We start from the raw sequence: 18,431 nt of genomic DNA, 5'->3' as shown, positions 1-18,431 counted from the left end.
GAAATCCTCCTCAGCGGCGGATCACCTTGGCGGGATCCTCTCCATAAGGTGGAGAATAGATCACGAGCACGCGCACCGGCGAGTCCCCGAGGACCTCGAAGCTGTGCTCGCAATCGCCCGGGAAGTGGCAGGCATCGCCCGGCCCCATCTCCTCCACCACGCCGCGGCAGGACACGCGGGCACGTCCTTCCAGCAGGTAGCAGACCTGGTCGAGCCCCGGGTGCGCGTGTGGCAGGGCGGAGCCGCCGGGCTGGAGATGCCCGTGCAGCAGCTCGATCCTGGTGTCGCCCACCGTCTCGGGCGCGATGAGGCGGTGGTTCACCGTGCCGTGGTGGTTCGCCGGCGAGTAGGGCGAAACGTCGGACATGCGCACGACGAGCTTCATCGGCTGGTCTCCATTTCCGCGAGGGCGAGGATGGTGGTGAGGCTGGTGCGCATGCCGCGCAGGCTTTCCTCCTCCTCCACGTCGATCCACTCCTCCAGCGAATGCGCCCGCCCGCCGCGCCCGCCTGAGCCGATGCGCAGCGCCGGGATGCCGAGGCTCATCGGCACGTTGGCGTCGGTGGAGGACCACTCGAAGGAAGGCTGGTAACCCTCCGCCGCCACGGAGGCGAAGGCGATGCGCGCGATGGGCGCGCCGTTGGGCGTGTGCCCCGCCGGACGGTCGCCGACGCGCTGCAGCTCCACCTTGAGGCCGCCGGTGCGCGCGGCGTTTTCCGTCGCCACGGCGGCGTCCACCGCCGCCAGGAAATCCGCCTCCAGCCGGCCCAGCACCTCGGCAGAGGCGGAGCGGAGATCCACCTCCATCACCGCCGTCTCTGGGATCGCGTTGATGGAGGTGCCGCCCGAGATCACGCTGACGCAATGCGTCGTCACCGGCTCGCGCGGGACGGGCATGGCGGCGAGGGCGCGCGCCGCGTCGGCCATGGCGTAGACCGGGTTCACCAGGCCGAAGGCGGCGAAGGAATGCCCGCCCGGGCCGCGGAAGGTGACGCGGAACCGCTTGGAGCCGATGCCGCCGGTGACGATGCGGTCCACCTCCGGGCTGTCCACTGTTAGGAAGCCGCGGATGCGCGACCGCTCCGGGTGGTTGGCGAAGAAGTGGCGGACTCCGCGCAGGTCACCCAGTCCTTCCTCGCCCACATCGCCGAGGAACAGGATGTCGTGGCGCGTGCGGATGCCCGCGCGGTCCATGGCGCGCAGGAAGGCGAGGTTCACGGCCAGCGAGCGCGTGTCGTCGCCCACGCCGGGGGCGAGGAGCTTGGTTCCTTCCCGCCGCACGCGCACGTCGGTGCCGGCCGGGAACACCGTGTCCAGATGCGCCGCGATCACCAGGATGTCGCCATTGCCGAAGCCGCGGCGCAGCCCCATCACGTTGCCGGCCTCGTCCTGGCGGCATTCCTCCAGACCGTGGTCGCGCAGCATCTCCAGATAGGCCGCCGCGCGCGGTGCCTCGCCGAAGGGCGGGGAGGGGATCTCGGTGAGGCGGATGATGTCCTCCACCGTCCGCCCATGCTCCTCCCGCATCACCGCGCAAGCCGTCTGGAAGCGCGAATCCTCCCGGATCGCGCGGATCGACTCCTCCGTGCCCGACATCAGACGACCGCGTTCACCAGATCCTGGCCAGCCCGGAGGCGGCGCAGGTTTTCCTCCATCAGGTCGAGCACGTTGTCCTCGTACTTGCGCGTCTCGCCGGCCGTGTGCGGCGTCAGGAAGACGCGCGGATGCGACCAGAGCGGGCTCGGAGTGGGAAGCGGCTCCTCCACCGTCACGTCCAGGCCGGCGGCGGATAGCTGGCCGGATTCCAGCGCTGCCAGCAGCGCCTCCTCCTCCACCACCTTGCCGCGCGCGCAGTTCACCAGGATGGCGCCCTGCTTCATCTCGCCCAGGGTGCGGGGGTTGATCAGCCCCGTCGTCTCGGCGGTGAGCGGGCAGACCAGCAGAACGGCGTCGGCGCGGGGAAGGATCTCAGGCAGGGCGGACAGGGCGTGCACCTCGTCCGCGCCTTCCTTGCCCGCGCTCGGATTGGCGCGGATGCCGATGACGGTCATGTCCAGCGCCTTGAGCAGCCGGATCAGCCGCCCGCCGATGCGGCCCATGCCGACCACGACCGCCGTCTTGCCTGCCAGCTCGTCCTCGCGCACCGCGAAGTCGCTCTTCATGCCGGACCAGTGCGTGCGGTGCTGGTCGTCGCGCGCGGTGAACAGGTTGCGCGTGATGCCAAGCAGAAGCGACAGCGCGTGCTCGCTCACCGCCGCCGCATTGGCGCCGGCGGCGGAGGCAAGGCGGATCTTACGCTGGCGGAACACGTCGCGGTCGTACTGGTCCGTGCCGGCCGAGAGCGACTGCACGAAGCGCAGCTTCGGCGCCATTGCAGGCAGTGTGTTGCGCCACAGCCCGCTGACGACGAGCACGTCGGCCTCGCCGATGCGCGCCTCCAGCTCGGGCAGAGAGCGCACCTCGAAGAAGGGGTGCGGCGCGCCGCGCGCCTCCCACCGTGCGCCGCACTGATAGGCGACATGGGCGAAGCAGATCGTCGGGTTCTTGAGCATCTTAGGCAGCAGCTTCCTCAAGGAATACCTGGACGGCCTGGAACAGCGCGCCACGGTTGCGCTCCATCCACATGCCATGCGTGCCCTCGCCCAGCAGCACGAGGCGCTTGCCGGGGCTGGCGGTGAGCAGGGGGAACAGGGTCTGGGCCATGTAGGGCGGCGTGTCCTGGTCCCATTCGCCGAGGACCAGCAGCGTCGGCGCGGTGATCTTCGCGGGGTCATAGAAGGGCCTGCCGGCCCGCCAGTATTCGCGGCTGTCGGCGACGCTGCCGTTCGGCGCGCGCAGGGCGGGCGGCGAGCGGCGCAGCCCCTCCGGGTCCGTGGCCCAGGTGACGCCGGCCCAGTGTTCGAACCATCCGGCGGGAACGAGGTTTCCCCGAGCCGCCTCCGGCACGCCCGCCCCGCGCCGCGCCCGCGCCGCTTCCTGCGTCACGAAGCGATAGGCGCCGAGATCGCCGCCGGGATCGGTGAGCGAGGCGCCCTGCCGTAGCCAGACCGGCGCGTAGAGGACCAGGCGCTCGACCGCGCCCTGATTGTCGGCGGCGAAGCGCCCCATCAGCGCCGTGCCCCAGGAATAGCCCAGGTGGACGCAGCGCGGGATGGAGCGGCGCTGCCGCACGAACTCGGACACGGCGGCGATGTCCTGCACCGCCGTCTCGCCGCGCACCAGGGGCGGGTTGGCCTCGGGCGGCTGCGCCATCTCGGCCGGACGGGTGGAGCGGCCATAGCCGCGAATGTCCATGCACCACACGTCGAAGCCGCGCCCGGCGATGTAGTCCATCCAGGACAGCCCGCCGAGCGGCAGGTCGAAGGCGGTGTGCGCCGGGTAGGTCGCGCCGTGCACCATGAGGAGGGTGCGGCCCGGCGTGAAGCTTGTCATCGTCTCGGGCCGCTTGTTGCGGACGAAGAGCTCGATGCCGCTGTCGCGCGCGGGCACCATGAACTCCTCGCTGACGATCCGGGGCGCCTGCGCGGCGGCCGGAAGGCTCGCGAGTGTGGCGCCGCCGGCCGCGAGGGCGGGCGCGGCGAGCATCGCGCGTCGTTGCATGGGCGTCTTCCCTATTTGTCGGCCGGGACGCTAGCAGGGCGAGGCGGGGCCGGGGAGGGGCCTACCTTTCGCAGCGGATGAACAAGGTGGAGCGGTGGGCGATCTCCCCCACATCGGCGGTGGGGCGGTCCGGCCCGGTGCTGTCGGCCATGCGCGGCTCGACCCCGGCGCGGCGCAGGAAGTCGCGCGCCGCATTGCCCTGCACCGCGAAGTTCACGTTCTGCGCGATGTCGCCGGTGCGACGGCTCACCGCCTGGGCGTTCAGCTTGCTCACCACCACGCCGACCAAGTTGCCCTGCATGTCTACCAGCGGGCCGCCGCTGTTGCCCGGCTGCACCTCGGCGCTGATCTGGTACTGGTTCGGGTTGTCGCCCAGGCCGCGCAGCCCGTTCACCTCGCCGCGCGTCAGCTTCGGGTCGCTGGAAAGCAGCCCCGCCAGCGGGAAGCCGTAGGCCACGACGCCTTCGCCGCGCCGCACGGCGGGGCCGGAGCGGAAGGCGAGGGCCGGGCCCACGAGCCCCGGCACGTTCAGCAGAGCCAGGTCCAGCGCAGCGTCGCTGCGCGCGGGCGGCGTGGCGGCGAGCCAATGGCCCGTCGGCGTGCGCAGCAGGATGCGGTTGCAGTTGTCGATGACGTGGTGGTTGGTCACCACCCGCGCATCGGCGACCAAGAAGCCCGTCCCGCTTGAAACCTGCCGTGCCTGTACATTGGGCTGGGCCAGCGGCACGTCGCGGCTTGCTGGTCCGGCGGCGCGCGTCGTGGCCGGGGTGGTGCGAGGCGGAGCCGAGGGGCGGGAGGTGGTGGCGAAGTCCAGGTTGCGGTTGGCGCAGATATCCTGGTCCGGCAGCACCGCCTCCCTGCCGTCGGTCAGGACAAGGCGCAGGTCGAAGCGGCACCCGGTGCCAGCGGCCGGATTGACCCGGAAACCCTGGCCCTCGCCGAGGGGCCGGTCGGGGCGGAGCAGGTTGCCGCCCCAGTCACCCTGTGCCCCGCGCGGCGACCGCACCGCGTAGAGCTGGGTGGCATCGGCCCCCGCGCGGTTCACGACGCGGAAGCCTTGCGCGTCCTGCGCGGGGGCGGGACCAGCGAAGACAAGGGCGAGAAGGAGCGGGATCGCGATGCGGCGCATGGCTCCCATCTGTCCTCCGCTGGGTTCGGTGTCCAGGCGGCTTGACTGTCACGCTGCCGGAATCCCCACATTCCGCCCATGAGCATGACCATCCCCGTTTCCGGCATGACCTGCGCCAGCTGCGCGACACGGGTCGAGAAGGCGCTTTCGCGCCTGCCGGGCGTTGCCTCGGCCCGCGTGAACCTCGCCGAGGACCGCGTGGCGCTGGAGGGCGATGCCCCGCTGGGGGAAATCGCCCGCGCCCTGTCCCGCGCCGGCTACGGGCTGCGCGAGGAAGTCTGGGACTGGGGAGTCGAGGGGATGAGCTGCGCGACCTGCGTCGCGCGGGTGGAGAAGGCGCTGGCGGCGGTGCCGGGGGTGCTGGAGGCGCGCGCCAACCTCGCCGGCAATCGCGCGGTGATGCGGGTCGTGGCGGGCACCGACCCTGCGGTCGTCGAGGCTGCGCTGCGCCGTGCCGGCTATGCCCTGACCAAGGAGGAGACAGGCCCGGCCCGCCGCATGGGACGACCGGAGTGGGAGTTGCTGGCGGCGGCCCTGCTCGCCGCGCCCTTCCTGTGGGGCATGGTGGGAATGGCCTTCGGGCAGGACTTGATGCCGCGCCCCTGGTGGCAGCTGGCCCTCGCCGCGCCGCTGCAATTCGGCTTCGGCTTCCGCTTCTATCGCGGCGCCTGGGCCGCGCTGCGCTCGGGCACCGGCAACATGGATCTCCTGGTCGCGCTCGGCACCAGCGCCGCCTTCTTCCTGTCCTTGTGGTTCCTGCTGGCCGAGCCGCACGCGCACCACCTCTATTTCGAGGCGTCCGCGCTGGTGATCTTTTTCGTGCTACTCGGCAAGTGGCTGGAAGGGCGGGCCAAGGCGGCCACCGGTGCCGCGATCCGCGCCCTGCTGGAGCTTCGCCCACGCACCGCGCTGCGCCTGGACGCGGAAGGACGGGAGGAGGAAATCCCCGCGCCGCTGCTGCGCGTGGGTGACCGCGCGGCGATCCGCCCCGGCGGCCGCATTCCCGCCGACGGCACGGTGGAGGAAGGCGAGGCAGGTGTGGACGAGAGCGCCCTGTCCGGCGAAAGCCGCCCCGTCCACAAGGAGCCGGGCACCCGGCTTTCCGCCGGGACCACCGTGCTGGACGGCCGCCTCGTCATGCGGGTGACGGCGGTGGGCGAGGAAACGACCCTGTCGCGCGTCGCCGCCATGGTCTCCGCCGCGCAGGCCAGCCGGGCGCCGGTGCAGAAGCTGGTGGACCGCGTGTCGGCCGTCTTCGTGCCGGCGGTGGTGGTGCTGGCGGCGCTGACGCTGCTGGGCTGGAAGCTGGCGGGGGCCGAGTGGGGCGAGGCCATCCTGCCGGCCGTCGCGGTGCTCGTGGTGGCCTGCCCCTGCGCGCTGGGCCTCGCCACCCCGGCCGCGATCATGGCCGGGACGGGCGCCGCGGCCAGGGCGGGCATCCTCCTCCGCGACGCCGAGACGATCGAGCGCGGCGCCCATATCGACCTGGTCGCCTTCGACAAGACCGGGACGCTGACCGAGGGGCGGCCGCGCCTCGCCGCCTTGCATGAGGTGGAGGAAGGGGCACTCGCCCTCGCCGCCGCGCTGCAGGCCGGCAGCGAGCATCCCCTGGCGCGCGCCGTGCTGGCCGCGTCACCCGGGACGCCCCCCGCCGTGGGGGATTTTCGTGCGCTTCCGGGCCGCGGGGTACGCGGGACCGTCGGGGGGCGTCCGCTCCTTCTCGGCTCCGCCCGGGCGTTGCGGGAGTCCGGCCTCGCCAATCCCTTTGCCGCCGAGGCGGAACGCGAGGCAGCGCAGGGCCGCACCCTTTCCTGGCTGGTGGAGGAAGGGAGGCGGGTCATCGCCCTGCTGGCCTTCGAGGATACGGAGAAGCCGGGAGCTGCCCCCGCCATCGCGGCGCTCCGGTCGCGGGGGCTGCGCGTCGCGGTGTTGACGGGCGACAGCGAGGCAGCGGCCCGCGGCCTTGCCCAGCGTCTGGGTCTCACCGACGTCGCCGCGTCTCTCTTGCCGGAAGCTAAACTTGAGCGGATCGCCGAGTGGCAGCGTCAAGGATTGAAGGTTGCCATGGTGGGAGATGGTGTGAACGACGCTCCATCCCTGGCAAAAGCAGATCTCGGCATCGCCATGGGAACTGGAACGGAAGCAGCGATCGCTGCCGCGCCGGTCACATTACTGCGCGGCGATCCTTCCCTTGTGTCGGAATCTTTGACGGTCGCGAGACGGACCTACCAAAAAATTAAAGGCAATTTGCTGTTCGCCTTCGTTTACAATGCAGCAGCTTTGCCGCTTGCGGCGTTTGGGATGCTGAACCCGGCCATCGCCGGGTCTGTGATGGCAATGTCCTCGGTTTCCGTCCTCGCCAATGCCCTGGTGTTGGCTCGGTGGCGACCGGCAGAGGAGACACCGCGATGAACATCGGCGAGGCCGCCGCGCAGAGCGGCGTGAGCGCGAAGATGATCCGCCACTACGAGACGCTGGGCTTGGTGAAGCCTGTGCGCCGCGCCAACAATTACCGCTCCTATACCGCCCAGAACGTCGCCGTGCTGCGGTTCATCCGCCATGCGCGTGACCTTGCCTTCCCGCTGGCGGAGGTGAAGCAGCTCCTGGCGCTGTGGCAGGATGAGGGGCGGGACAGCGCCGAGGTCCGCCGGATCGCCCTGTCCCACGTGGAGGCTCTGGAAGAAAAGGCCCGCTCGATGCAGGCCGTTGCGGCGTCGCTGCGTCACCTCGCCGACCACGCGGCCGGGGATGGGCGCCCGGAATGCCCGATCCTCGACAACATGGAGGGTGGGCGCGACGACCGGAGGATGGCCGAAGCCGGCGACTGAGGCTTTCGCGGGCTCCGGACATGAAAATGCCCGGCGGGGGAACCCGCCGGGCTTTTCCGCGTGGGCGTTGCGCCCGTCGCGTCACTCCTGGTTGCGGCCGCCCATGAAGCTCAGCAGCAGCTGGAACAGGTTGATGAAGTTCAGGTAGAGGCCGAGCGCGTCCATGACCGAGCGCTTGGCGGCGAGGTCCGTGCCCTCGGCGTAGCTGTGCTCGATGTAGTCGTTCTTGATGCGCTGCGTGTCGAAGGCCGTCAGGCCGCAGAACACCACCACGCCGATCACCGAGATGGCGAAGGCCAGGGCCGGCGAGCCCAGAAAGATGTTCACCACCGAAGCCAGGATGATGCCGATCAGGCCCATGAGCATGATCGAACCCATCTTCGACAGGTCGCGGCCCGTCGTGTAGCCGATGAGGCTCATCGAGGCGAACATCGCGGCCGTGATGAAGAAGGTGCTGGCGATCGAGGTCTTCGTGTAGATCACGAAGATGTTCGCCATGCTGGCGCCCATCACCGCGCAGAAGGTCCAGAACAGGGCCTGGACGGTCGTGCGGCTCATCCGGTTGATGCCAAAGCTCAGCACCAGCACGAAGACGAGCGGCGCGAAGATGGCGGCGTAGCCCAGCAGCGTAGGCGCCGTGGCGAGGCCGCGCGGCGTCCGGACGACGCTGTAGAACACCTCCGAAAGACCGGTATGCGCGATCAGGTAGGCGACGATGCCCGTCAGGAGCAGGCCCGAGGCCATCCAGTTGTAAACGCGCAGCATGTAGGCGCGCAGCCCGGCGTCAATGGTCGCCGCGTCAACGGCGGCGCCACGGCCCCATCCTTGCTGCGTCGCCCCGAGCGGGTTGGACCACCGCGATTCGGGTTGAAAGGCCATGAGTGTCGGATCCTCCAAGGGAAGAAGCGCGGACGGATGCCCGCAGAGCTATAATATGGAACATCTGTAATCCGAATCAACTGGTTGATTTGGGTCCGCCTCACTCATTCCTGAGCATTGGTGCTGGCCGGACGCGCAGGGCAAGCGCGGTGCCGGCGTAGCCGAAGGCCAGCACCAGCACGACGCACCCCGCCACAGTCGCCAGCAGGGTTCCGGGCAGGAAGACAAAGGGCTGGCCCATGATGCCGCGCACCACGCCCCAGGCCGCCGCCGTGCCCGCCGCCGCCGCCAGCGCCCCAGCGAAAAGGCCCAGCACGCCGAACTCTACCAGGAAGGCGCGGCGGATCTGGCCGCGCGCCGCGCCCAGCACCTTCAGCACGATCGCCTCGCGGACGCGCCGCGCCTGTCCCGCCGCGACGGCCCCGGCAAGGACCAGCGCCCCGGCCAGCAGCGTGACGGAACCGGTGGCGGTGAGCGCCGTGCCGATGCGCTCCAGCAGCTCGCCGACCTTTTCCAGTGCCTCGCGCACCCGGATGCCGGAGACGTTGGGCAAGGCGTCGGTGACCCGGCGCAGCAGAGCGGAATCCTGCGCGGGGTCGCCACGCACCGTGGCGATGTGAGTGTGCGGCGCCGCCGAAAGCAGCCCGGGCGAGGCGATCAGGGTGAAGTTCATCGCCAGGGACCGCCACCGCACCTCGCGCAGATTGGCGATGGTCATGTCGATGTCGCGGCCCAGCACGTTCAGGGTCAGCGTGTCGCCGATCCCCACCCCCCAGCCGCGTGCGAGATTGGCATCGAAGGAGACGAGGACGGGGCCGCGGTAACCGGCGTCCCACCACTGCCCGGCGACGATGCTCGTCCCCTCCGGCGGGGTCGCGCTGTAGGTGAGGCCACGATCGCCGCGCAGAGCCCAGGCGGATTCGGGCGTGGTGCGCCATTCCTCGGCCGGGACGCCCTTCACGGCAGTGACGCGGGCACGGAGCGAAGGGACGCGGCGCACCTCCTCCACCCCTGGCACGGAGCGGGCGAGGGCATCGAATCGCTCCACCTGGTCGGGCTGGATGTCGATGAAGAAGAAGTTCGGCGCCCGCTCCGGCATCTCCTGGCCAAGAGCGTTGCGCAGATTGCCCTCGATCTGCGCGATGGCGGCCAGGGTGGTGAGGCCGAGGCCGAGCGCCACCAGCATGACCGGCGTGCTGGCCCCCGGCCGATGGAGGTTGGCGAGGCCCATGCGCCATTCGGGACGGCGCAGGCCGCGCACGCGCCGCGCCCCGGCCATCAGCAGCGCGGCGCCCAGGCGGAACAGCGCCAGCGCCGCAACCGCCCCGGCGCAAAAGGCCGCGGCGAAGAAGGGCTGCTCCGCCGTCAGCACCACCAGCGCGACCAGGGCGACGGCAGCGGCCGCATTGGCGGCGACGACACCCCAGCCGGGAAAGCGGGTCGAATCCGCCACCGCGTCGCGGAACAGGGCGGCGCCCGGGATGCGCCCGGCCCGGCCCAGCGGCCAGAGCGCGAAGCACAGCGCCGTCAGCGCGCCATAGAGCGCGGCGAGCGCAAGCGGCGCCGGATAAAGGCCGAGCCGCGGCGGGACGGGCAGCGCCCCGGCCAGCGCCTGCGCCGCCAGCCAGGTCAGGCCCCACCCCCCGGCAAGGCCGAGCACGATCCCCACCGAGCCCAGCACCGCCACCTGCCACAGATAGGCGGCAAGGATGGCGCCCTGCGGCGCGCCCAGGCAGCGCAGCGTGGCGATGGTGCGCGACCGCGCGGCCAGCCAGGCCCGCACCCCCGTCGCCACGCCGATGCCGCCCACCAGCAGCGCGGTCAGCCCCGCCAGCGTCAGGAAGGAGGCGGCGCGGTCCAGGAAGCGGTTCACCCCCGGCTCCGCCGCTTCCGCGAGGCGGACGCGCCAGGGCGCGCCGGGAAAGGCGGTGCGAAGCGCCTCGGCGAAGCGGCGCGGCTCCGCGCCCGGCGGCAGGCGCAGGCGGTATTCGTGGTTGATCAGGCTGCCCGGCTGGATCAGCCCGGTCTCCGGCAGCAGCGCCAGCGGCATCAGCGCGCGCGGGCCGAAGATGGTGGGCGTGGCGACCTTGTCCGGCTCCTCGGTGATGACGCCGCCGAAGCGCAACGTCGCATCGCCCAGCCGCACCATGTCGCCTGGGCGCAGGGCGAGGCGCTCCGCCACCGACGGCTCGGCGAAGAGGCCTTCCACCGGGCCGGGCGGGTCGAGGCCCAGCTCGCCGACCAGCGGATAGGCGCCGTCCACGGCCTTCAGCTCGACGAGGATGCGCTCGCCCTCCGGCGCCACCAGCATGGCGCGCAGCAGCCGCACCTCGGACAGCGCGGCCCCGCGCTCGCGCGCCCAGTCCAGCACGGCGGGGTCCACGGGCTGGTAGCCGGCGCGGATCTCCAGGTCGCCGCCCAGGATGCGGGCGCCATCCGCGCGCAACCCCGCCTCCACCCCCGCGCGCAGCGTTCCGACCGCCGCGATGGCCGCGACGCCTAGGGCAAGGCAGGCAAGGACGAGCCGCAGCCCGCGCACGCCGCCGCGCAGCTCCCGCCGCGCGAGGCGCCAACCCAGCAGGGCGTTCCTCATTCCGCCGCCACCTTCACGGCAGCGGAGTCGGCGGCGATGCGCCCGTCCTCGATGCGAAGCTGCCGCGGGCAGCGCGCCGCCAGGGCCGGATCATGGGTGATGAGGATGAGCGTGGTGCCGTGCCGCTCGCGCAGGCCGAAGAGCAGGTCCATCACCTGCGTGCCGGTGGCGCGGTCCAGATTGCCGGTCGGCTCGTCGGCGAGGAGGAGGCTGGGCGCCGCGACGAAGGCGCGGGCGACCGCCACGCGCTGCTGCTCGCCGCCCGAAAGCTGACCGGGATAATGGCCAAGCCGGTGGCCGAGTCCGACGAGGCGCAACGCCTCCTCCGCCCGCGCGAAGGCGTCGGCGCGGCCGGCGAACTCCAGCGGGATCGCCACGTTCTCCAGCGCCGTCATGGTCGGGATCAGGTGGAAGGCCTGGAAGACGATGCCGACCTGGTCGCGCCGGAACCGGGCCAGCGCCTCCTCGTCCATCGCCGAGAGGTCCTGCCCCGCGACGCGCAGCGAACCCCGAGTGGCGCGCTCCAGCCCCGCCAGCAGCATGAGCAGCGAGGTCTTGCCCGAGCCGCTGGGGCCGACGATTCCCACTGCCTCGCCGCGATCCACGCGCAGCGAGACGCCCTTGAGGATGTTGACCCTCTGCGCGGCTGCCCCCACCTCGAAGGAAAGGTCGCGCGCTTCGATCAGCGGGGTGTCTGCATTGTCCATGGGACGTTCATATGGTCGGCGCGCTGCGCTGCGAAAGGCTGGCCTCGTGGCCGGAATGGGAATGATGGGCGCGCCGGCCCTGGCGCAAGGTGGCGGGCCGGTGACCCTGCTCGCCCTCGGCGACAGCCTGACCGCCGGCTATGGGCTGCCGCAGGGCCAGGGCTTCGTGCCGCGGCTGGAAGCGGCGCTGCGGGAGCGGGGTCGCAACGTCCGCGTGGTCAATGGCGGCGTGTCGGGCGACACCATGGCCGGCGGCGCCGCGCGCCTGGACTGGCTCCTGGCCGAGAACCCGCGCGCGGCCATCGTGGCGCTGGGCGCGAATGACGGGCTGCGCGGCCTTCCAGCGCCCCGCATGGCCAAGGCGCTCGACACCATCCTGGACCGGTTGGAGGCGCGGCGCATTCCGGTGCTGCTGGCCGGCATGCATGCCCCGCCCAATCTCGGCGCCGAGTACGGGCGCGAGTTCCACGCGGTCTTCACCCGTGCAGCGGAGCGGCGGAACGTGGTCTTCATGCCCTTCTTCCTGGAGGGCGTCGCGGGCGAGCGCGCGCTCAACCAGGGCGACGGCATCCACCCCAATGCGCATGGCGTTGCGCTCATGGTCCGCACGATCCTGCCGCAGGTCGAGGAACTGCTGGACCGTGCTGTCGCGCCGCCCGCAGGATAGGGCAGGGGAATCGGGAAAGGGGGTCTCGGTCATGCGTCTCTTTGTCGCCTTGGACCTCCCGGAGGATGTGCGGGACGGGCTGGCCGGTCTCGCGGGCGGCCTGCCGGGGATGCGCTGGGTTCCACCGGCCAACTACCACCTGACGCTGCGCTTCATCGGCGAGACCCCGCCCTACCGCGCGGAGGAGGTGGACGAGGCCCTAGCCGCGATCCGTGCCAAGCCCTTCGAGCTTCGCCTGGCCGGGCTCGGCACCTTCGAGAAATCGGGGCGTGTCCATTCCCTGCACGTCACGGCGGAGCGGACGCCCGGGCTTTCGCACCTCCAGTCCAAGATCGAGACGGCCCTGCAACGCGCCGGCTTCCCGGCCGAGAAGCGCCGCTTCACGCCGCATGTCACGCTGGGCCGCGCGGATGCCGTGCCGGTGCCGAAGCTGGTGGATTTCCTCCAGACCCACAGCCTGTTCCGCTGCGAGCCGGTAACGGTGGAGCACTTCACCCTCTTCTCCTCGCAGCTGGGCAAGGAGCAGGCGGTCTACACGCCGGAGGCCGACTACCCCCTGGCCGCCTGAACACCCATCCGGTAAGGCGGTCCCGTGGCCCGCCTCCGCAAGCCCTTGCTGCGCCTGCTTGCCGCCCTGCTGTTCCTGCAGTCGGGCGTTGCGGTCGCGAATTGCCTGCGCACGATGGCGGGCGACTCGTCGCTCCTCGTCGAGATCTGCACGGCCGAGGGCAAGCGGATGCTCGATCTCGGCGAGCATGGCGAGGCGAAGGGTGAGGCCGGCGTCTGCGCGGTCTGCGCCGACCTGCCCGCCGTCGCGCTGCCGGCGCCGCCTTCCGTCTGGCAGCACGTGCTCTACGTCTCGCTGCGCTTCGAGCCGCTCGCCGCCGTCGCGGCGCCGGTCGCGCGAGCCCGCGCCCCGCCGCTCGGTTCCCGCGCCCCACCCGCCATCGCCTGAACGCCGAAGCCGGCCTGCGTCCTCTTGCGCGGGCCGAACTGCGCTCACGCCGATGGATCACGCCTCATGCCACCCCTGCGCGCGGCCCTGCCGCTGCTTCTCCTGGCGGCGCCAGCCGCTGCCCAGCACCAGCTACCCGAGACCGTCGTCACCGGCACCGCGCCGCGCCTGACCGTCCCGACCAACGAGGAGGCGGAGATCCGCCTCCGCCTCTCGCCCGGCGCCAACACGATGGTGCCCGCCTCCGAGTTTCAGGAGCGACCCGGCACCACCACCCTGCGCGACATGACCGAATGGGTGCCCGGCGTCTTCGCCCAGCCGAAATGGGGCGAGGATTCGCGCCTTTCCATCCGCGGTTCCGGCCTTGCGCGGAACTTCCACCTGCGCGGCGTGCGGCTCCTCCAGGACGGTGTGCCGGTCAACCAAGCGGATGGCTCGGGCGACTTCGCGGAACTGGACCCGCTCACCTTCCAGCGCGTCGAGGTGCTGCGCGGCGGCAATGCCTTCGCCCTGGGCGCCAACACGCTGGGCGGCGCCATCAACTTCGTGACGCCGACGGGGCGCGACATGCCGGGCGGCCTCCTGCGCTTCGAGGGCGGGTCCTTTGGAATGCTGCGCGGGCAGGTCGCCCATGGCGCCTCCTCCGGGCCGGTGGATGCCTGGGTCAGCGGCACGATGCGGCGGGAGGACGGGTTCCGCCAGCATTCCAAGGGCGATAGCGGCCGGATGAACGCCAACGTCGCCTATCGCTGGAGCGAGAATGCGGAGACGCGGGTTTTCCTCGCCTACAACGCCATCGCCCAGCGGATCCCTGGCGCCGTCACCCGTTCCGAGGCCCTGCAGGCGCCACGCCGCGCCAACGCCACCAACATTGCCCTCGACTACCAGCGCAACATCGAGAGCTACCGCCTCGGCACCCGGACGGCGGTGCGGGTGGCGCCTGGCACGGTGCTGGAGTTCGGCGGGTCCTGGGTGACGCGGCAGCTGGACCATCCGATCTTCCAGTACGTCGACAACCGGACCAACGATCTCAACGCCTTCGGGCGCGTCACCTGGGACGGGACGCTGGGCGGGTTCCGCAACCGGCTGGTGGCCGGGGTGAACTTCGCCGCTGGAACGAACGACAACCGGCGCTTCGTCAATCTCGCCGGGGTGAGGGGCGCGCAGACCTTCTCCTCCCGCGACCGGGCGCAGACGCTGGATGCCTATGCGGAGAACAGCTTCTACATCCTGCCGCGCGTCGCCCTCGTTGCCGGGATCTCCGGCGGGCAGGCGGTGCGGCAATCGGACAACCGGCTGAACCCGGCCCTCGGCGGCTCGCTGCGGACGGGCTTCGTCAATCCGCGCGCCGGGCTGCTGTGGCAGGCGACGGACACGGTACAGCTCTTCGGCAACCTCACCTGGGCCACGGAGCCACCGACCCTTTCTGACCTCGTCGCCCTTGTCCCGCTGGGCGGCTTCTCCCTGCTGAAGGACCAGCGCGCGATGACGCTGGAGGCCGGGGCGCGCGGCACGGCGGGGCCGCTCGATTTCGAGGCGACGTTCTACCGCGCCTGGATCCGCAAGGAGATCCAGCTCTTCCAGGGCCCCGCCCCGGGCTCCGCCTTCGCGCAGAACGCGGACCGCACCATCCACCAGGGCGTCGAACTGGCCGGGCGCTGGACCGTGGCACGGGGCGTGGCGGCGGCAGGCGATGCGGTGTCGCTGCGCGCCGCCTATGCCCTCGGCGACTTCCACTTCGACGGCGACCGCCGCTTCGGCGACAACCAGCTTCCCGGCGCGCCGCGCCACCTGCTGCGCGCCGAACTTCGCTACAGGCATGGCTCGGGCGCCTGGATCGCACCCAACCTGGAATACGTGCCCGAGGGGTTCTTCGTGGACAACGCGAATACCACCCGGACGAACAGCTATGCGCTGGTCGGTCTGCGGGCGGGGGCGGAGTTCCTGGACGGCCGGCTCTCGGCCTTCCTGGAGGCACGCAACCTCGCCGATCGCCGCACCATCTCTAGCGCCTCCGTCACCACGCGCGTGACGGGCAACCCCGCCCTCTACGAACCCGGCATGGGCCGCGCGGCCTATGCCGGGCTGCGCCTGCGCTTTTGAAGGAAATCCTGCCATGAGGCTCATTCTCGCCCTGCTGGGCTTCGCCGCGCTGCCGGCCGCGGCCCATGTGACGGTGCAGCCGGCCGAGGCGCCAACCCAGTCCTATGCGCGCATCGCCTTTGCGGTCCCGCATGGCTGCGCCGGCCAGCCCACCACCGCCATCGAGGTAACGCTCCCCGAGGGGGTGGCCTCGGCACGCCCCATGCCCAAGCTGGGCTGGGAGATCGCCATCGAGACCCGGGCGCTGGCGCGCCCCGTGCCGACCGGCCACGGGCTGGTGCGCGAGGCGCCGGCAACCATCTCCTGGCGTGGCAGCCCCTTGCCCGACGACCATTACGAGGAATTCGTCATGACGATCCGCACCCCCGACCTTGCCGGCCAGGCGCTGCGTTTCGCCGTGGCCCAGATCTGCGCCGGCGGCGGGCGCCAGGACTGGTCGGGCGAGGCGGGCAGCCCGCATCCCGCCCCCGCGCTGCAGCTGGTGCCCCGGTGACGCGCGCCCTTCTCGCCGCGTGGCTCATGGCCGTGCCCGTCGCCTGGGCGTGCGACCCCGCGGAGATGGAGGCCGCGATGACGGAGATCTGCCGCGGCGCCACGGCCGGCGCCGCCGAGGCCATCGAGGCGGCCCGGCCGCATGCCAGTGCCGCCGAGGCGCAATCCCTCGCTTCCGGCCTCGCGCGGCTGGAGCGGCTCTGCGCCGAGGGCGACCCGGTGGCGGCGTCGCGCTCCGCTTCACTGCTGGCGCGCGACGCCGGGCGTATTGAGGCCCGCGCCAGCCGCGCCCAAACTGCCTTGCTGAAGGATGAATCGTGATGACGCGTCGCTTGTTCCTCGCCTTGTTCGCCTCCGTGCCGGTGGCGGGCGCCCTCGCTCAGCCGGCCGTACTTGTGGAGGAGGCGTGGACGCGCGCCGCGGGGCAGGGGGCCACCGGCGCGGGCTACATGACCCTGCGCTCCGGCGCCGGCGACCGGCTGCTCGGTGCCACGAGCCCCCTGGCCCAGCGCGTGGAGCTTCACACCCATCTCCGCGACGGCGACGTCATGCGGATGCGTCCGGTGGAGTCGGTCGAGGTCCAGCCCGGGACGGCGGTCACGCTGCGGCCGGGCGGGCTGCACCTGATGCTGTACGGGCTCGCGCGGCCGCTTTCGCCGGGCGAGCAGGTTCCCATCACGCTTCGCTTCGAGCGGGCCGGGGAAGTGCCGGCGCAGCTTCACGTCCAGGCGGCGGGGGCGCGTGGGCCCGGGGGGCACGGACGGCATTGAACATCGTCGTCCTCACGGGGGCCGGCATCTCGGCCGAGTCCGGCCTCGCCACCTTCCGGGACCTGGGCGGCATCTGGTCCCAGGTGAAGCTGGAGGAGGTGGCGACGCCCGAGGGCTTCGCGGCCGATCCGGAGCGCGTCCAGGCCTTCTACAATGCGCGTCGCGCCCAGCTGCGCGAGGTGGAACCCAACGCCGCGCACCACGCCCTGGCGCGGCTGGAGCGGGAGTGGCGGAAGGGTTCCTTCCTGCTGGTGACGCAGAACGTGGACGACCTGCATGACCGCGCGGGCAGCCAGGCGCTGCTGCACATGCATGGCGAGCTGCGCCGGGCGCGCTGCCTCGCCTGCGGGACGGATCACCGCTGGGAAGACCCGATCACCGCCGAAAGTGCCTGTCCGGGCTGTGGAGCCCGGGGGCGGCTCCGTCCGCACGTGGTCTGGTTCGGCGAGATGCCGCTGCACATGGAGCGGATCGAGGCGGCGCTGGCGAATTGCGACCTGTTCATCGCCATCGGCACTTCTGCCCAGGTCTGGCCGGCGGCCGGCTTCGTGCGGATGCTGCCCCGGCGTGCCCGGGGCATCGAGGTCAACCCGGAGCGAAGCGCCATGGCCAGCAGCTTTGCGGAGGGACGCCGGGGGCTTGCGACGCAGGAGGTGCCGCGCCTCGTCGAGGAGTTGCTGGCGTGAGGCTCGCGGCGGTGCTGGCTTTGCTTCTGGCCGCGCCTGCCGCCGCGCAGTACCCCCCGCCGCGTGGGGAACTCCCTGGGGTTCGAGTGGACGACCCGCGGCGCCCGGTGGATGTGCGCCACGCGCCCTGGAGCGCTATCGGGAGGGTGCAGACCGAGCTGGGCGGGCGCTGCACCGGCACGCTGGTCGAGCCGCGCCTCGTCCTCACCGCCGCGCACTGCCTCGTTTCTCCGCGCAGCCGCCAGCTGGTGCAGCCGAGCTCGGTGCATTTCCTCCAGGCCTATAACCGAGGTCATTATTCCGCGCATGGCCGCGTCGTCGGGTTCCGCACCGGGGATGGCTATCGCCCCGACGCCAGCGGCCCGCCGGATTCCGATTGGGCGCTGCTGCTGCTCGCGGAACCGCTGCCCGGTCCTGTCCTTCCCGCCTGGGCCAGGGGATTGCCTCCCAGGCTGGAACTCGCTCTAGGCGGTTACCAGCAGGATCGGCCCGAGCAATTGCTGGCGGACACGAGCTGTCAGCTCCTGGCCGTCGCGGCAGGGATGGTCGTCCATGATTGCGCGGGAACGCGGGGAGCGTCGGGGGCGCCGCTGCTCGCCGTGATCGGCAATGCCTGGCATGTCGTCGGCATCGCGAACCGCGTCCGGCGTGACGTCGCGATCGGGGAGGCGGTCGGCCTCCACGGCGTTCGCCGGTTCGTCGAGGGTCAATAGCGGTGCAGAGGAAATCGGCACCGACGGCCCATGACCTACGCGCATGACTTCGACGTTTGACACTTCTTTGGAGCGGGGATAGATACCCCCTCACGGCGCTGATGGTTCCTGCGGGGATTGGAGGTGCTGGGGTTGAGGTGGTTGACGGGCGCTTTTGGTGTTCCTAGATTGCTTCCCCTGGTTTTCCTGCCTGTGACATGGTGGGGTTGGGATGGGCTCCCTGACGGTGTTGGGGTGTTGATCCTGCGTTGTTTGACAGTTGCATCTGTTGTGCAGTGATTTGTTTGCGTGTTCTGGTGATTTGAAGCG

General features: G+C 71.5%; 19 protein-coding genes. 11 read left to right on the top strand and 8 right to left on the bottom strand.

What is annotated here, in order from left to right; translation table 11 throughout:
* Positions 1-10: 10 nt before the first annotated feature.
* From OF850_RS15970 to OF850_RS15950, 5 genes are all read right to left on the bottom strand, one after another.
* Complete coding sequence (locus OF850_RS15970) at positions 11-385, bottom strand: cupin domain-containing protein (RefSeq protein ID WP_301591291.1); 375 nt, start codon at positions 383-385, stop codon at positions 11-13.
* Positions 382-1,596 carry a M20/M25/M40 family metallo-hydrolase gene (locus OF850_RS15965; protein ID WP_301591290.1) on the bottom strand — a complete coding sequence of 405 codons (1,215 nt, stop codon included), beginning with the start codon at positions 1,594-1,596 and terminating at the stop codon, positions 382-384. Before OF850_RS15965 ends, OF850_RS15970 begins: the two co-directional genes overlap by 4 nt.
* Positions 1,596-2,552 (bottom strand): D-2-hydroxyacid dehydrogenase, encoded by a 957-nt coding sequence (locus OF850_RS15960; protein WP_301591289.1) that lies wholly within the window; start codon positions 2,550-2,552, stop codon positions 1,596-1,598. Before OF850_RS15960 ends, OF850_RS15965 begins: the two co-directional genes overlap by 1 nt.
* Before the next feature lies 1 nt (position 2,553).
* On the bottom strand, positions 2,554-3,600 hold the full coding sequence (locus OF850_RS15955) for an alpha/beta hydrolase (protein WP_301591287.1): 1,047 nt from the start codon (positions 3,598-3,600) through the stop codon (positions 2,554-2,556).
* Between the two features lie 61 nt (positions 3,601-3,661).
* On the bottom strand, positions 3,662-4,729 hold the full coding sequence (locus OF850_RS15950) for a S1C family serine protease (RefSeq protein ID WP_301591285.1): 1,068 nt from the start codon (positions 4,727-4,729) through the stop codon (positions 3,662-3,664).
* Positions 4,730-4,807: 78 nt separating this feature from the next.
* Here OF850_RS15950 and OF850_RS15945 point away from each other — a divergent pair, with 78 nt between their 5' ends.
* Both OF850_RS15945 and OF850_RS15940 read left to right on the top strand, forming a co-directional pair.
* Positions 4,808-7,141, top strand: a complete 2,334-nt coding sequence (locus OF850_RS15945; RefSeq protein ID WP_301591284.1) for a heavy metal translocating P-type ATPase — start codon at positions 4,808-4,810, stop codon at positions 7,139-7,141.
* Positions 7,138-7,557 (top strand): MerR family transcriptional regulator, encoded by a 420-nt coding sequence (locus OF850_RS15940; protein ID WP_301591283.1) that lies wholly within the window; start codon positions 7,138-7,140, stop codon positions 7,555-7,557. The genes OF850_RS15945 and OF850_RS15940 overlap by 4 nt, the downstream gene beginning before the upstream one ends.
* 81 nt (positions 7,558-7,638) lie before the next feature.
* Here OF850_RS15940 and OF850_RS15935 read toward each other — a convergent pair whose 3' ends face one another.
* From OF850_RS15935 to OF850_RS15925, 3 genes are all read right to left on the bottom strand, one after another.
* Complete coding sequence (locus OF850_RS15935) at positions 7,639-8,436, bottom strand: Bax inhibitor-1/YccA family protein (RefSeq protein WP_301591282.1); 798 nt, start codon at positions 8,434-8,436, stop codon at positions 7,639-7,641.
* A gap of 100 nt (positions 8,437-8,536) precedes the next feature.
* Positions 8,537-11,029: an ABC transporter permease gene (locus OF850_RS15930; protein WP_301591281.1), complete on the bottom strand. Its 2,493-nt coding sequence runs from the start codon at positions 11,027-11,029 to the stop codon at positions 8,537-8,539.
* Positions 11,026-11,736, bottom strand: a complete 711-nt coding sequence (locus OF850_RS15925; RefSeq protein WP_301591280.1) for an ABC transporter ATP-binding protein — start codon at positions 11,734-11,736, stop codon at positions 11,026-11,028. Before OF850_RS15925 ends, OF850_RS15930 begins: the two co-directional genes overlap by 4 nt.
* Before the next feature lie 61 nt (positions 11,737-11,797).
* Here OF850_RS15925 and OF850_RS15920 point away from each other — a divergent pair, with 61 nt between their 5' ends.
* The 9 genes from OF850_RS15920 to OF850_RS15880 all read left to right on the top strand — a co-directional run bounded on the left by OF850_RS15920 (position 11,798) and on the right by OF850_RS15880 (position 18,122).
* Entirely contained in the window at positions 11,798-12,403 is a 606-nt protein-coding gene (locus OF850_RS15920; protein ID WP_368044699.1) for an arylesterase, read from the top strand.
* Between the two features lie 31 nt (positions 12,404-12,434).
* Positions 12,435-12,971 (top strand): RNA 2',3'-cyclic phosphodiesterase, encoded by a 537-nt coding sequence (thpR, locus tag OF850_RS15915; RefSeq protein ID WP_301591279.1) that lies wholly within the window; start codon positions 12,435-12,437, stop codon positions 12,969-12,971.
* 24 nt (positions 12,972-12,995) lie between these two features.
* Positions 12,996-13,358: a DUF2946 family protein gene (locus OF850_RS15910; RefSeq protein WP_301591278.1), complete on the top strand. Its 363-nt coding sequence runs from the start codon at positions 12,996-12,998 to the stop codon at positions 13,356-13,358.
* A 66-nt stretch (positions 13,359-13,424) separates the two neighbouring features.
* Positions 13,425-15,461 (top strand): TonB-dependent receptor family protein, encoded by a 2,037-nt coding sequence (locus OF850_RS15905; RefSeq protein ID WP_301591277.1) that lies wholly within the window; start codon positions 13,425-13,427, stop codon positions 15,459-15,461.
* Between the two features lie 13 nt (positions 15,462-15,474).
* Complete coding sequence (locus tag OF850_RS15900) at positions 15,475-15,954, top strand: YcnI family copper-binding membrane protein (protein ID WP_301591276.1); 480 nt, start codon at positions 15,475-15,477, stop codon at positions 15,952-15,954.
* The gene (locus OF850_RS15895; RefSeq protein ID WP_301591275.1) at positions 15,951-16,274 is read left to right on the top strand and encodes a hypothetical protein; all 324 of its coding nucleotides are present in this window, start codon (positions 15,951-15,953) and stop codon (positions 16,272-16,274) included. Before OF850_RS15900 ends, OF850_RS15895 begins: the two co-directional genes overlap by 4 nt.
* Positions 16,274-16,723 (top strand): copper chaperone PCu(A)C, encoded by a 450-nt coding sequence (locus OF850_RS15890; protein ID WP_301591274.1) that lies wholly within the window; start codon positions 16,274-16,276, stop codon positions 16,721-16,723. Before OF850_RS15895 ends, OF850_RS15890 begins: the two co-directional genes overlap by 1 nt.
* Positions 16,720-17,409 carry an NAD-dependent deacylase gene (locus tag OF850_RS15885; RefSeq protein ID WP_301591272.1) on the top strand — a complete coding sequence of 230 codons (690 nt, stop codon included), beginning with the start codon at positions 16,720-16,722 and terminating at the stop codon, positions 17,407-17,409. The genes OF850_RS15890 and OF850_RS15885 overlap by 4 nt, the downstream gene beginning before the upstream one ends.
* Positions 17,406-18,122 carry a trypsin-like serine peptidase gene (locus OF850_RS15880; RefSeq protein WP_301591270.1) on the top strand — a complete coding sequence of 239 codons (717 nt, stop codon included), beginning with the start codon at positions 17,406-17,408 and terminating at the stop codon, positions 18,120-18,122. Before OF850_RS15885 ends, OF850_RS15880 begins: the two co-directional genes overlap by 4 nt.
* Positions 18,123-18,431: the final 309 nt, after the last annotated feature.

Origin of the sequence: Sabulicella glaciei, from assembly GCF_026183895.1 — a bacterium.
GTDB classification, from domain to species: Bacteria; Pseudomonadota; Alphaproteobacteria; order Acetobacterales; family Acetobacteraceae; genus Roseococcus; species Roseococcus glaciei.
This window is presented reverse-complemented; position numbering and strand designations above follow the sequence as displayed.